Origin of the sequence: Sphingomonas populi, from assembly GCF_004208535.1 — a bacterium.
Classification (GTDB): domain Bacteria; phylum Pseudomonadota; class Alphaproteobacteria; order Sphingomonadales; family Sphingomonadaceae; genus Sphingomonas; species Sphingomonas populi.
In genome coordinates, this window is record NZ_SGIS01000015.1 from 52,336 (window position 1) to 64,626 (window position 12,291).

11 protein-coding genes are annotated in these 12,291 nt (G+C 65.5%); 2 read left to right on the forward strand and 9 right to left on the reverse strand.

Annotated features, from left to right (window positions below):
* Positions 1-10 precede the first annotated feature (10 nt).
* The 6 genes from kdpB to EWE75_RS11385 all read right to left on the reverse strand — a co-directional run bounded on the left by kdpB (position 11) and on the right by EWE75_RS11385 (position 6,122).
* Positions 11-2,041 (reverse strand): potassium-transporting ATPase subunit KdpB, encoded by a 2,031-nt coding sequence (gene kdpB, locus EWE75_RS11355; protein WP_130157484.1) that lies wholly within the window; start codon positions 2,039-2,041, stop codon positions 11-13.
* 15 nt (positions 2,042-2,056) lie between these two features.
* The gene (kdpA, locus tag EWE75_RS11360; RefSeq protein ID WP_130157486.1) at positions 2,057-3,760 is read right to left on the reverse strand and encodes a potassium-transporting ATPase subunit KdpA; all 1,704 of its coding nucleotides are present in this window, start codon (positions 3,758-3,760) and stop codon (positions 2,057-2,059) included.
* A 13-nt stretch (positions 3,761-3,773) separates the two neighbouring features.
* Positions 3,774-3,863: a potassium-transporting ATPase subunit F gene (locus EWE75_RS11365; RefSeq protein WP_130157488.1), complete on the reverse strand. Its 90-nt coding sequence runs from the start codon at positions 3,861-3,863 to the stop codon at positions 3,774-3,776.
* Positions 3,864-4,516: 653 nt separating this feature from the next.
* A complete protein-coding gene (locus tag EWE75_RS11375) occupies positions 4,517-5,575 on the reverse strand; it encodes a ribonucleotide-diphosphate reductase subunit beta (protein WP_130157490.1) in 1,059 nt (352 codons plus the stop codon).
* 56 nt (positions 5,576-5,631) lie between these two features.
* The gene (locus tag EWE75_RS11380; RefSeq protein ID WP_130157492.1) at positions 5,632-5,826 is read right to left on the reverse strand and encodes a hypothetical protein; all 195 of its coding nucleotides are present in this window, start codon (positions 5,824-5,826) and stop codon (positions 5,632-5,634) included.
* Positions 5,823-6,122 carry a hypothetical protein gene (locus EWE75_RS11385; protein ID WP_130157494.1) on the reverse strand — a complete coding sequence of 100 codons (300 nt, stop codon included), beginning with the start codon at positions 6,120-6,122 and terminating at the stop codon, positions 5,823-5,825. The genes EWE75_RS11380 and EWE75_RS11385 overlap by 4 nt, the downstream gene beginning before the upstream one ends.
* Before the next feature lie 74 nt (positions 6,123-6,196).
* Between EWE75_RS11385 and EWE75_RS11390 the strand changes: the two genes are divergently transcribed.
* Positions 6,197-6,439 carry a DUF2171 domain-containing protein gene (locus EWE75_RS11390; protein WP_130157496.1) on the forward strand — a complete coding sequence of 81 codons (243 nt, stop codon included), beginning with the start codon at positions 6,197-6,199 and terminating at the stop codon, positions 6,437-6,439.
* Between the two features lie 79 nt (positions 6,440-6,518).
* Here EWE75_RS11390 and EWE75_RS11395 read toward each other — a convergent pair whose 3' ends face one another.
* Both EWE75_RS11395 and EWE75_RS11400 read right to left on the reverse strand, forming a co-directional pair.
* Positions 6,519-6,926, reverse strand: coding sequence for an endonuclease domain-containing protein (locus tag EWE75_RS11395; RefSeq protein WP_231708317.1), 408 nt, complete (start codon positions 6,924-6,926; stop codon positions 6,519-6,521).
* 97 nt (positions 6,927-7,023) lie between these two features.
* Positions 7,024-8,946, reverse strand: a complete 1,923-nt coding sequence (locus EWE75_RS11400) for a ribonucleoside-diphosphate reductase subunit alpha (protein WP_130157500.1) — start codon at positions 8,944-8,946, stop codon at positions 7,024-7,026.
* A 417-nt stretch (positions 8,947-9,363) separates the two neighbouring features.
* Here EWE75_RS11400 and EWE75_RS11405 point away from each other — a divergent pair, with 417 nt between their 5' ends.
* A complete protein-coding gene (locus tag EWE75_RS11405) occupies positions 9,364-10,047 on the forward strand; it encodes a glutathione S-transferase family protein (protein WP_427915782.1) in 684 nt (227 codons plus the stop codon).
* A 16-nt stretch (positions 10,048-10,063) separates the two neighbouring features.
* Here EWE75_RS11405 and EWE75_RS11410 read toward each other — a convergent pair whose 3' ends face one another.
* The gene (locus EWE75_RS11410) at positions 10,064-12,241 is read right to left on the reverse strand and encodes a putative bifunctional diguanylate cyclase/phosphodiesterase (RefSeq protein ID WP_130157502.1); all 2,178 of its coding nucleotides are present in this window, start codon (positions 12,239-12,241) and stop codon (positions 10,064-10,066) included.
* Positions 12,242-12,291: the final 50 nt, after the last annotated feature.

A 12,291-nucleotide genomic window follows, 5' to 3' on the forward strand; every position in this document is an offset into this window, starting at 1 on the left:
AGACTATTCCTCAGGCGAGACCGAGGCCGGTGACGGCCAGGTCGATGATCTTGATGCCGATGAACGGGGCGACGAGGCCGCCCAGACCATAGACGGCGAGGTTGCGGGCGAGCAGCGGGCCGGCCCCCATCGGCTTGTACGCCACGCCCTTCAGCGCGAGCGGCACCAGCAACGGGATGATGAGCGCGTTGAAGATGATCGCCGACAGGATCGCCGATTGCGGCGTCGCCAACCCCATCACGTTGAGCACCGCGAGGCCCGGATAGAGCACCACGAACATCGCCGGGATGATCGCGAAATATTTGGCGACATCGTTGGCGACCGAGAAGGTGGTGAGCGCGCCGCGCGTCATCAGCAATTGCTTGCCGAGACCCACGACCTCGATCAGCTTGGTCGGATCGCTGTCGAGATCGACCATGTTGCCGGCTTCGCGCGCGGCTTGCGTGCCGGTGTTCATGGCGACGCCGACATCGGCCTGTGCAAGCGCCGGTGCGTCGTTGGTGCCGTCACCGCACATCGCGACGAGGCGGCCACCCTCCTGCTCCTTGCGGATCAGCGCGAGCTTGTCCTCGGGCGTCGCCTGCGCGAGGAAATCGTCGACCCCCGCCTCGGCGGCGATCGCGGCGGCGGTCAGCGGGTTGTCGCCGGTGATCATCACCGTGCGGATGCCCATCTGGCGAAGCTCGCCGAAGCGCTCGCGGATGCCGGCCTTGACGACATCCTTGAGGAAGATTGCGCCGAGCAACCGGCCGTCCTGCGCGACCGCCAGCGGCGTGCCGCCGGCGCGGGCGATCTCGTCGGTGATGCGGCGCAATTCGGTCGCCGCAGCCGTCTCGCCCGCACCCGGATTGGCGCGCAGGATCGAATCGACCGCGCCCTTCTGGATCAGCGAGCCCGCGATCTGCACACCGGATATCCGGGTCTGCGCGGTGAACGGGATCACCTCGGCACCGGCCGGCAGGGCGGTGGTGGTGACCGCGAATTGCTCGCGCGCCAGCACCACGATCGAACGGCCTTCAGGCGTTTCGTCGGCGAGGCTGGCGAGCAGCGCGGCTTCGGCGAGGTCGGTCTGGCTCGCGCCGCCGACCGCACGGAATTCCGATGCCTGTCGGTCGCCCACGGTGATCGTGCCGGTCTTGTCGAGCAGCAGCACGTCGATGTCGCCCGCCGCCTCGACCGCACGGCCCGATTTGGCGAGCACGTTGAAGCGCACCAGCCGGTCCATGCCGGCGATGCCGATCGCCGAGAGCAACGCCGCGATTGTCGTCGGGATCAGCGTGATGAGCAGCGCGGCAAGCATCGCGACCGGGATGCTACCGCCGGCATAGCTGGCGAAACCGGGGATCGTGGCGACTGCGATCAGGAAGATGATCGTCAGGCCGACCAGCAGGATCGTCAGCGCGATCTCATTCGGGGTCTTCTGGCGCTCGGCACCCTCGACCAGCGCGATCATGCGGTCGAGGAAACCCTGGCCCGGATTGACCGTCACCCGCACCTTGATCCGGTCGGAGAGGACGCGGGTGCCGGCGGTGACGGCTGAGCGGTCGCCACCCGCCTCGCGGATCACCGGCGCGCTTTCGCCGGTGATCGCCGCTTCGTTGACCGAGGCGACACCCTCGACGACTTCGCCGTCGGAGGGGATCAATTCGCCGGTTTCGACCACGACGACGTCGCCGATCCGCAAAGCACTGGCGGCAACGTCCTCGACGCCCGCGCCTTTGACGCGCTTGGCGGTGAGTTCCGCCTTGGTCGCGCGCAGCGACGCGGCCTGCGCCTTGCCACGGCCCTCGGCGATGGCTTCGGCGAAGGTGCCGAACAGCACCGTCAGCCAGAGCCAGATCACGAGCTGGAGCTTGAAGCCGATGCCGAGACCGTCATGCCCGACCACGAGGAGCAAGGTCAGCAGCGTGGCGACGATCGCGGTGGTGAACATCACCGGATTGCGGATCAGCTCCTTGGGGTTGAGTTTGCGGAAGGCGTCACCGATCGCGGGTACGATCAGATCGGCGGTGAACAGAGATTTCGCAGGTGTGCGTGCCATGATGGCGGCCCCCGATCAGAAGGTTTTGCCGGCGATCATCGCGAGATGATCGGCGATGGGACCGAGCGCGAGGCTTGGCAGGAAGGTCAGGCCGCCCAGGATCATGATGATGCCGACGAGCAGACCGACCCACAAAGCGCCCGTGGTCGGGAACGAGCCGGCCGAGGCCGGCGTGTATTTCTTGGCGGCGAGGCTGCCGGCGATGGCGAGCATCGGCACGATCACGAAGAACCGCCCCAACCACATCGCGACGCCGAGCATGCCGTTGTAATAGGGCGTGTTCGCGGTGATGCCGGCGAAGGCCGAGCCGTTGTTGCCGACCGCGCTGGTGAAGGCGTAGAGGATTTCGCCAAAGCCATGCGGCCCCTTGTTGAGCGGCCCGGCAAGGCCATCGGCGACCACCGACGAGATCGCCGTCATGCCGAGAATGACGAGCGGTAGGATCGCGATCGCCAGCACCGCCAGTTTCACTTCGCGCGCCTCGATCTTCTTGCCGACATATTCGGGCGTGCGGCCAACCATCAGCCCGGCGACGAACACCGCCAGGATCGCGAACAGCAGGAAGCCGTAGATGCCTGCGCCGACGCCGCCGACAACGACCTCGCCCAACTGGATGTTGAACAGCGGGATCATCCCGCCGAGCGCGGTGAAGCTGTCATGCATCGCGTTGACCGCGCCGCATGATGCCGCCGTGGTGACGACCGCGAACAGCGAGGAGGCGACGATGCCGAAGCGCACCTCCTTGCCCTCCATATTGCCCCCGGCGACGCCGAGATGGTGGAGGATCGGGTTGCCGGCGGCTTCCTGCCAATAGGCGACGGTGGTGCCGGCGAGGAACAGGATCACCATCGCCGACAGGATCGCCCAGCCCTGCTTGGTGTTGCCGACCGCCTTGCCGAACGTCCACGTCAGCCCGAAGCCGATCACGAAGATCGACAGCATCTGGACGAGGTTGGTGAGCGCGGTCGGGTTTTCGAACGGATGCGCGCTATTGGCGTTGAAGAAGCCACCGCCATTGGTGCCGAGCATCTTGATTGCTTCCTGGCTCGCCACCGGGCCGATCGCGAGCGTCTGCTTGACGCCTTCCAGCGTCGCCACATCGACCGATCCGGCGAGCGTCTGCGGTACGCCGCTGGCGATCAGGAACAGCGCGTAGACGATCGAGAGCGGCAGCAGCAGGTACAGCGTTACGCGCGTGCAATCCGCCCAGAAATTGCCGACCGTCTTCGCCTCCCGCCGCGCGAACCCGCGAAACAGCGCGAAGGCGAGCGCGATACCGGTCGCCGCCGACATGAAGTTGTGGATCGTCAGCCCGAGCATCTGCGACAGGTTCGACATGGTCGATTCGCCGGAATAGCTCTGCCAGTTGGTGTTGGTGGTGAAGCTGATCGCGGTGTTGGCGGCGAGATGCTCGCTGGTGCCCGCGAAGCCGAGCGGGTTGCCGGGCAGCACGCCCTGCAACCGCAGGATCGCATAGGTGAAGAACATCAGCACCGCGTTGAACAGCAGCATGTGGACGGCATAGCGCCGCCAGCCCTGCTCCTGCGTCGGGTCGATCCCGGCGAGGCGGTAGAAGCCGCGCTCGACGGGTCCGAACACGGTGTGGAGCGGCGTGCGCCGTCCCTCGTAGAGCGCGTGCAGCCACAACCCCATCGGCTTGGTAAGCGCGAGGAGGATGCCGACGAACGCGGCGATGAGAATCCAGCCCTGGATGGTCATGGATGTGCTCCCTTCAGAAGCGTTCGGGCCGGACGAGCACGGCCACGAGATAGAAAAGCAGACCGATGGTGGTCAGCGCGGCGAGCCAGAGGTCGAGCGTCATCGCCGCCTCACGCATTGTCGCAGAGGCGGACATAGGCGAGCGTCGCCGCCACCAGCCCGGCCATCACTGCGATCCAGAGCAGATCCTGCATGCGATATTCCTTTCGAGATGCGAATGCGCGCATCGCGAAGCACGGCCCCACGCCGCACGTCGCGGTCGCGCGGGGTTCAGGCGGAGCGGACCGCCGGGAGGGTTATGGCGCAAAGCGGATTAGCGGCAGCGGCGTGGGCCGGCCGTACAATGGCACCTGTCATGATCGTCCTCGATCACGATGCGCCGCGCCCGACATCCGGCCGCGAACCCTCGTGAGGACGCCTAATTAGGCTCGACTCGCATAGGGATTCGAGATCGATTCCCGGAGGAACGCATAGGTTTTACATAGTATTTGCGCTGGGAGACGCGCTCACGGCGCGGGGTGGCGCGCGCCTCGCTCCTTCCCCGTTCGTCCCGAGCGAAGTCGAGGGACAAGCCCGGAGCGCAGGTGTCTCGACTTCGCTCGACACGAACGGATGGGGAGGAGCGTATGAATCCGCCCGCCCGCCCGCCCGTGCCGAGCGCAATCGGAGCAACGTGTCTGGTTTGGCAACAGCGCTCAGCGGTGTCGCGACGTTGAGAAGGCGAGACGGCCAAAAGCCACCCCACCCGAAATCACCTCACTCCGCAGCCACGCCCGCGCGCGAGAACATGTCCCCGCCCTGCTCGCCGGCATCCTCGTTCGCGGCCGGGCCGGCCTTGGCTTTCTTGCGCGTGTCGAACGAATCCCACACCTCGTTCCAGTTGCCGCGCGTCGCCGCCTTCGAATATTCGGTCGCGCGCTGTTCGAAGAAATTGGCGTGCTCGACGCCGTTGAGCAACGGCGCCAGCCAGGGCAGGGGATGTTCGTCGATCATGTAGATCGGCTTCATGCCGAGCTGCCCCAGCCGCCAGTCGGCGATGTAGCGGATGTACTTCTTGATCTCCTTGGGGGTCATGCCGTTGACCGGCCCCATCTCGAACGCGAGATCGATGAAATTGTCCTCGAGATGCACCGTCGTCTGGCACATGTCGCGAATGTCGGACTTGACCGACTTGGTGAAACAGTCGCGCTCGCGCACGAAGGTGTGGAACAGCTTGACGATGCCCTCGCAATGCAGGCTCTCGTCGCGGATCGACCAGGTGACGATCTGCCCCATGCCCTTCATCTTGTTGAAGCGCGGGAAGTTCATCAGCATCGCGAAGCTCGCGAACAACTGAAGCCCCTCGGTGAAGCCGCCGAACATCGCCAGCGTCTTGGCGATATCCTCGTCATTGTCGACACCGAAGGTCTGCAGGTAATCGTGCTTGTCCTTCATCTCGCTATATTCGAGGAAGGCGCCGTACTCGCTCTCGGGCATGCCAATTGTGTCGAGCAAATGGCTGTACGCGGCGATATGCACCGTCTCCATGTTGGAGAAGGCGGCGAGCATCATCTTGATCTCGGTCGGCTTGAAGATGCGGCCGTATTTCTCGTGGTAGCAATCCTGCACCTCGACATCGGCCTGCGTGAAGAAACGGAAGATCTGCGTGAGCAAATTGCGCTCGTGATCGCTGAGCTTCTGCGCCCAGTCCCGGCAATCCTCGCCGAGCGGCACTTCCTCCGGCATCCAGTGGATCTGCTGCTGACGCTTCCAGAAATCGAACGCCCACGGGTATTCGAACGGTTTGTACTGCTTGCGGGCTTCGAGGAGGGACATGGGGTACGCCTTTCGAGTCTTAAATCAGAAATTGGAAGAAACTGTCGCGGGGTTGCTCACGCCGTCACCCACGCCATCGTCGCGAAGCCGGCGAGGAACAGCGCCGCCGCCGCCAGCATCGCACCGCCGATGCGCTGGCGGTAGGTCGCCGCCGCGTCCGCCGCCCGGCCCGAGCGCGAGACCAGCGCCACGCCGCACACGAACGCACCGCCCGCGCACGCGTCGATCGCGATCAGCGCGCGTGGGATCACCGCCGCACCGTCCGCGTGACATAGACGGTGCGCGTGCGGTGCGAGCCGACGCCGAGGAACACGATGCCGATGAAATAGCCGAAATCATACCAGCCGCCCTGGTTCGGCACGGCATAGACCGCCACCTCCTGCACGAACAGCGACAGCACCCACGCCACCGGGAAGATGAAGCCATGCCACACCCCGAGCAGGAAGCCCGGCGTATCGGCGCCATGTTGCACCGAACTCGCGACGCGGTGCGCGCAGGCGGCGAGCGCGAGCGTCAGCGCCAGCAGTGGAATCAGGCGGTGTTTCATCTTGCTCCCTCGCTTGCATCGTTTCGGGCGCATATGCGTTCAGTCCCGGCAACCACAACGCAGGAGCATTCCACATGGCCGACACCAGCGCGATCAAAGAGCATATGGAAGTCATCGGCGCCGACGGCGTCCATGTCGGCACCGTCGACCATCTCGATGGCGACCGTATCAAGCTGACCAAGAAGGACAGCGGGCAAGGCAGCCATGAAGGGCACCACCATTACATCTCGCTCGGCCTCGTCGCCGACGTCGAAGGCGACAAGGTCCGCCTGAGCGCCAACGCCGACGTCGCTGTGACGTTCGAAGAGGAAGCCTAAGCCTTCTTTCTTCCCTCTCCCCTTGTGGGAGAGGGAGGGAGCCGCAAAGCGGCGGAAGGGTGAGGGGGCCGAGGCGAAGTTACGCTGCATCATTCCCCCTCATCCGGCCCTTCGGGCCACCTTCTCCCACAAGGGGAGAAGGAAGGTTGTCAGCGATCACCGCTATGACGCCTTCGATATTCGTCAGCACATCATTGTTCCAGAAGCGGATCACGCGATAGCCTTCACCTTCGATGAAGCGCGTGCGTTTCTCGTCCTTCGCGGCATCGTCGGCATGCTGGCCGCCATCGATCTCGATGACCAGCCGCGCCTGATGCGAGCAGAAGTCTGCGTGATAAACGCCAAGTGACACCTGAAACCGGAATTTCGCCTCGGGAAAGGCGTCCCGTAAGGCGCGGCGGACATGCTTCTCGGCTTCGGTCGCATCACGGCGCAATTGGCGCGATCGATTCGTGGTCGAAGCGGGCAGCAGTTGGCGCTTGGTCAAGCCGTCCGCATTGCCCCTCACTCTCCCGCGCTTGGTGCGAGCCGCTCCCTCTCCCACAAGTGGAGAGGGGTTTGAAAGGCGACCTACCTCAGCCACCTCACTGGCACGCCAGGCATTCGTCGTAATCCGTGCTCTCGCCCAGCTCGAACTTCGGCGCGTCGATCGTGTTGTCGGCTTCCACGCCGCCCGCGAAGCCGGCGCGCTGCACCGATTTCGAGCGCAGGTAATACAGCGACTTGATGCCCAACTCCCATGCGCGGAAGTGCAGCATCAGCAGATCCCATTTCTCGACATCGGCGGGAATGAACAGGTTGAGCGAGGTCGACTGGTCGATATACGGCGTGCGATCGGCCTGAAGTTCGATCAGCCAGCGCTGGTCGATCTCGAAGCTGGTCTTGTAGCAATCCTTTTCCTCGGTGGAGAGGAAGTCGAGATGCTGCACCGATCCGCCGCGCTCGAGGATCGAGTTCCACACCGCTTCGGCATTCTTCGATTTGTCGATCAGCAATTTCTCCAGATACGGATTGCGGATCGAGAAGCTGCCCGACAGCGTCTTGTGCGTATAGACGTTGGCCGGGATCGGCTCGATGCACGCGCTGGTGCCGCCGCAGATGATCGAGATCGACGCGGTCGGCGCGATCGCCATCTTGCACGAGAAGCGCTCCATCACGCCGCGATCGGCGGCGTCGGGGCAGGGGCCACGCTCAACCGCCAAGTGCATCGAGGCTTCGTCGACCTGCGCCTTGATGTGCTTGAACATGCGCAGGTTCCACGACTTCGCCATCGCGCCCTCGAAGGCGAGCCCGCGCGCCTGCAGGAACGAATGGAACCCCATCACGCCGAGGCCGACCGACCGCTCGCGCATCGCCGAGTATGCGGCGTGCTCCATGCCCGGCTCGGCACGGTCGATGAAATCCTGCAGCACATTGTCGAGGAAGCGCATCACGTCCTCGATGAAGCCCTTGGCGTCCTTCCACTGGTCCCACGTCTCGAAATTGAGCGAGGACAGGCAGCATACCGCCGTGCGATCGTTGCCGAGATGGTCCTTGCCGGTCGGCAGCGTGATCTCGCTGCACAGGTTCGAAGTCGAGACCTTGAGGCCGAGCTCGCGGTGATGCTTCGGCATGTTCTTGTTCACATGGTCGGCGAAGACGATGTACGGTTCGCCGGTGGCGAGCCGCGTCTCGACGAGCTTCTGGAACAGCGCGCGCGCGTTGACCGTGCTGCGCACCGATCCGTCCTTGGGGCTGACCAGATCCCAGTCGGCGCCGTCGCGCACCGCCTCCATGAAGGCGTCGGGAATCAGCACGCCGTGGTGCAGGTTGAGCGCCTTGCGGTTGAAATCGCCCGAGGGTTTGCGGATTTCGAGGAACTCCTCAATCTCGGGATGCGAGACGTCGAGATAGCAGGCCGCCGAGCCGCGCCGCAGCGACCCTTGCGAAATCGCCAGCGTCAGCGAATCCATCACGCGCACGAACGGGATGATCCCGCTGGTCTTGCCGTTGAGGCCGACCGGCTCGCCGATGCCGCGCACATTGCCCCAATAGGTGCCGATGCCGCCGCCGCGCGAGGCGAGCCAGACGTTCTCGTTCCACGTATCGACGATGCCGTTGAGGCTGTCGGGCACCGAATTGAGGAAGCACGAGATCGGCAGGCCGCGCCCGGTGCCGCCGTTCGACAGCACCGGCGTCGCCGGCATGAACCACAATTGCGAGATGTAGTCGTACAGCCGCTGCGCGTGGCCGGCATCGTCGGCATAGGCCGAGGCGACGCGCACGAACAGATCCTGGAAGCGCTCGCCCGGCAGCAGATAGCGGTCGGTCAGCGTCTCCTTGCCGAAATCGGTGAGCAGGGCGTCACGGGAATGATCGACCTCGACCGGATAGAGCTGTGCGCGCACCGCCTTCGAATCGCCGCGTTCAGCCAGCTTGCGGTCGGCGCCGCTGCTATCGACTTTCGTCGCTTCGATCGTGTCGGTCGCCATCTCTACGCTCACTTCCTGGGTGTCCCTGAAATCCATCGGTATCGCCCTGTTCAAACCATTTCTAAGGCGGACCGCGTTCCCGGTCCGTTCGAATCGGGGGCATGCCCCGATGCTATCATTGCGGGCGCTCGCCCGTGAGAACAAAATGAGGCCGCCCACGCGCAAAATGCCCGTGGCGACGGCTCTGTAATATGGGGTGCAAAGCCCGGCTCTACCAGTTCTTGGGTTCGCCCCCGAACCTTACCCCTACAGATTGTGCCGGATCGCGCCCGACCGCAAGACGGTAAATGACAGAACGGGGACTCGGTTCGTCGCTATTTTGATTCGGTTCATGGCGCGGCGGGCGGTGCGGGAAGGCGCGACGCGTGGACTTCCGCCGCGTCCGCGAAACGCAAGGGAACAGACCCGGAATTCCACAGATATTTCTTCGTCCGGCGGGATGTCATACATCCTGTGGCAAGCGGCAGCGCCTGCGGCTATTGTGCCGCGATGCTCGCACTGTTCGCCCATCCGCTGTCATCCTATTGCCAGAAAGTGCAGATCGCGCTGTACGAGCGGGGTTTGCCCTTCGAACACCGGCTGCTCGCGCCTGGCGAAGCGGAGAACGGCGCGACCTTCGCGGCGGCCTGGCCGATGGCGAAGATGCCGCTGTTGCTCGATGACGAGCGCGCGGTCGCCGAATCCTCGATCATCATCGAATATTGCGATCGGCTACCCTCCGGCGCGCCGCCGATGATCCCGAACGATCCCGCGACGGCGCTCGAAACACGCTTCATGGATCGCTGTTTCGACTGTTACGTGATGACGCCGATGCAGACGATCGTGTCCGAACGCATCCGCCCCAGCGGCCATCCTGACGCCTATGGCGTGGATCAGGCGCGTGCGGCGCTGGAGCGCGCCTATCACTGGCTCGACGTGACGCTGGCCGGGCGGGGTTGGGCGGCTGGTGACACGTTCGGCCTCGCCGACTGTGCGGCCGCGCCAGCGCTTTGGTATGCGCGCCATATCGTGCCGTTCGACAATCACGCGACGCTCGCCGCCTACCACGCCCGGCTCGAAGCGCGCCCCTCGGTCGCCCGCACCCGCGTCGAGGCGGCGCCGTATTGGACCATGTTCCCGTTTGCGGGCGGCGGGTAAGCCGCGAAAGCCAAAGCTACCCGGTTTTGCGCGCCGGTTGTGCGGCCTGTCCCAGCCGCTCCATGTTGAAGGCGCTGTCGAACTCCACGCCAGCGCGGCCGTCGGTTGCCCAGCGCAGCTTGGCGGGGAACATCTCGTCCTCGATCAACTCGATCATCACGTCCATGCCCACCGCGTCGCCATCGATGTCGATTCCGTCGATCATCGCGCCGCTCGGCGACATGTTGCGGATGCGAATCTCGCCGGTCGCCGCGCCGGCGCGGATGCGCGCGGTGCGAATCATCGCGTGGCGCACCGGGCGGCTCTTGCGGTGGCCCGAGGCGAGCGCCTGGCCACCCTGCGCGGCGAGGTGCGTGCGGACCTCGGCCGCGCGCACCGCCTTGCCGTACACCCAGCCCTGGATGTGGCTGCAGCCAAGCTCGCGGATCAGCGCGATCTCGTCGTGCGTCTCGACGCCCTCGGCGGTCGTCTCCATGTCGAGCGCCTCGGCGAGCGTGACGATCGCGCGGATGATCGCGGCGTTACGGTTGCCGGCGATAGCCGCGCCGCGCACGAAGCCCTGGTCGATCTTGATCTTGTCGAACGGCGCCTTCCTCAAATAGCCGAGCGACGAATAGCCGGTGCCGAAATCGTCGAGCGCGAGCCGCACGCCGATCGCCTTGAGCGTCTTGAACATCTGCTCGGACGCGGTGGTCTCGTCGAGGAACACGCCCTCGGTGATCTCCAGTTCGAGCCGCCCGGCCGCGATCCCCGCGCGCGCCAGTGCCGAGGTGACGATCGTCGGCAGCGCCGGATTGGCGAACTGGATCGGCGAGACGTTGACCGCGACGCGCACGTCGCCCGGCCATGTCGCCGCCTCGATACAGGCGGTGCGCAACACCCATTCGCCGATCGCCTCGATCAGCCCGCAATCCTCCGCGACCGGCACGAATTCCGCGGGCGAGATCGCCCCGCGCGTCGGATGCTCCCAGCGCACCAGCGCCTCATACCCGACGATCCGCTCGCTCGCGGTACTCACCACCGGCTGATACGCGACATGGAACTGGTTGGAGGTGAGCGCCTGGCGCAGATCGTCCTCGATCTGCTTGCGGCTGCGCGCGCCGTCGAGCATCGCCGGCTTGAAGAAGCGGTGGATACCGCGTCCGTCACCTTTGGCGCCGTACAGTGCGAGGTCGGCGTTGCGCACCATCGTCTCCGCATCGGCGCCATCCTCGGGGGCGATCGCGATGCCGATCGAGCAGCCGATCGTGATCGCGGAGCCGTCGATCGAATACGGCTGCGACAGCGATTCGATAACGGTGCGCGCGATTCCGCTGAGCGCATCGCGGTCGGTGATTCCCGGCAGCACGACCTCGAACTCGTCCCCGCCGAGCCGCCCGACCAGCCCGCTGTCGCCGATCGCGCGCACCAGCCGCTGCGCGACCTGCTTGAGCAAAGCGTCGCCGGTCTGGTGGCCGAGCGTATCGTTGACCGCCTTGAACCGGTCGAGATCGAGCAGGAACAGCGCCGTGCCGCGCCCGCCGAGCGCCTGCGACAGCGTCTGGTCGAGCCACTGCCGCATGCGCTGGCGATTGGCGAGGCCGGTGAGGCTGTCGAACGACGCCAGCCGCGCGATCTCGGCCTCGGCGCGGCGGCGTTCGGTCAGGTCGCTGCCGTTGCCGATGAAGCCCTGGAACGTGCCGTCGGCATCGCTGACCGGCCGCCCCGACATCGACCACCAGCGCTCCAGCTTGCCCGCCACCGCCGGCCGCACCGAATAGTTGGAGAAAGCGGTGCGCGAGGCGAGGTGGAAGGCGATCGTCCGCTCGGTCTCGGTCGCGTTGGTATCGACCCGGAACAGCGAGCGGATCGGCGCGCCGATCGCGGGCGTGTCGGCGGTATCGAGTTCGGCGGCGACCTTGGCGGAGAGATAGGTGACGTGGCCCTCGCTGTCGGTCTGCCAGAACCAGCCGGTGCCCTGTTCCTCGAACTCCCGCACCAGCCGCGCCGCGACCCGGTCGGCCGAGGCGGTCGCGGGCACCGCCGGTCGCTGCCGAGGTCGCGCGGTGAGAAACAGCAGCACCGCGACCCCGCCCACCAGCATCAGCGCAACGGGTGCGGCGCGCCAGTCGCGACTCGCCACCGCGACCGCCGTCGCGACCGCGACGCACAGACACAGGGCGGCCGTACGGATTGGGCTGAGCGATGGCATCATGCGGCGGACCCTAGCCGCCGATCCTTGCCAATTGCTTGCCGGAACACGCC

What these genes read in the sequence shown, in the direction of transcription:
- kdpA (WP_130157486.1), bottom strand. Translation starts at nt 3,760, where the DNA reads ATGACCATCCAGGGCTGGATTCTCATCGCCGCGTTCGTCGGCATCCTC.
- EWE75_RS11400 (WP_130157500.1), bottom strand. Translation starts at nt 8,946, where the DNA reads ATGGATTTCAGGGACACCCAGGAAGTGAGCGTAGAGATGGCGACCGAC.
- EWE75_RS11375 (WP_130157490.1), bottom strand. Translation starts at nt 5,575, where the DNA reads ATGTCCCTCCTCGAAGCCCGCAAGCAGTACAAACCGTTCGAATACCCG.
- EWE75_RS11385 (WP_130157494.1), bottom strand. Translation starts at nt 6,122, where the DNA reads ATGAAACACCGCCTGATTCCACTGCTGGCGCTGACGCTCGCGCTCGCC.
- EWE75_RS11410 (WP_130157502.1), bottom strand. Translation starts at nt 12,241, where the DNA reads ATGATGCCATCGCTCAGCCCAATCCGTACGGCCGCCCTGTGTCTGTGC.
- EWE75_RS11365 (WP_130157488.1), bottom strand. Translation starts at nt 3,863, where the DNA reads ATGACGCTCGACCTCTGGCTCGCCGCGCTGACCACCATCGGTCTGCTT.
- EWE75_RS11390 (WP_130157496.1), top strand. Translation starts at nt 6,197, where the DNA reads ATGGCCGACACCAGCGCGATCAAAGAGCATATGGAAGTCATCGGCGCC.
- kdpB (WP_130157484.1), bottom strand. Translation starts at nt 2,041, where the DNA reads ATGGCACGCACACCTGCGAAATCTCTGTTCACCGCCGATCTGATCGTA.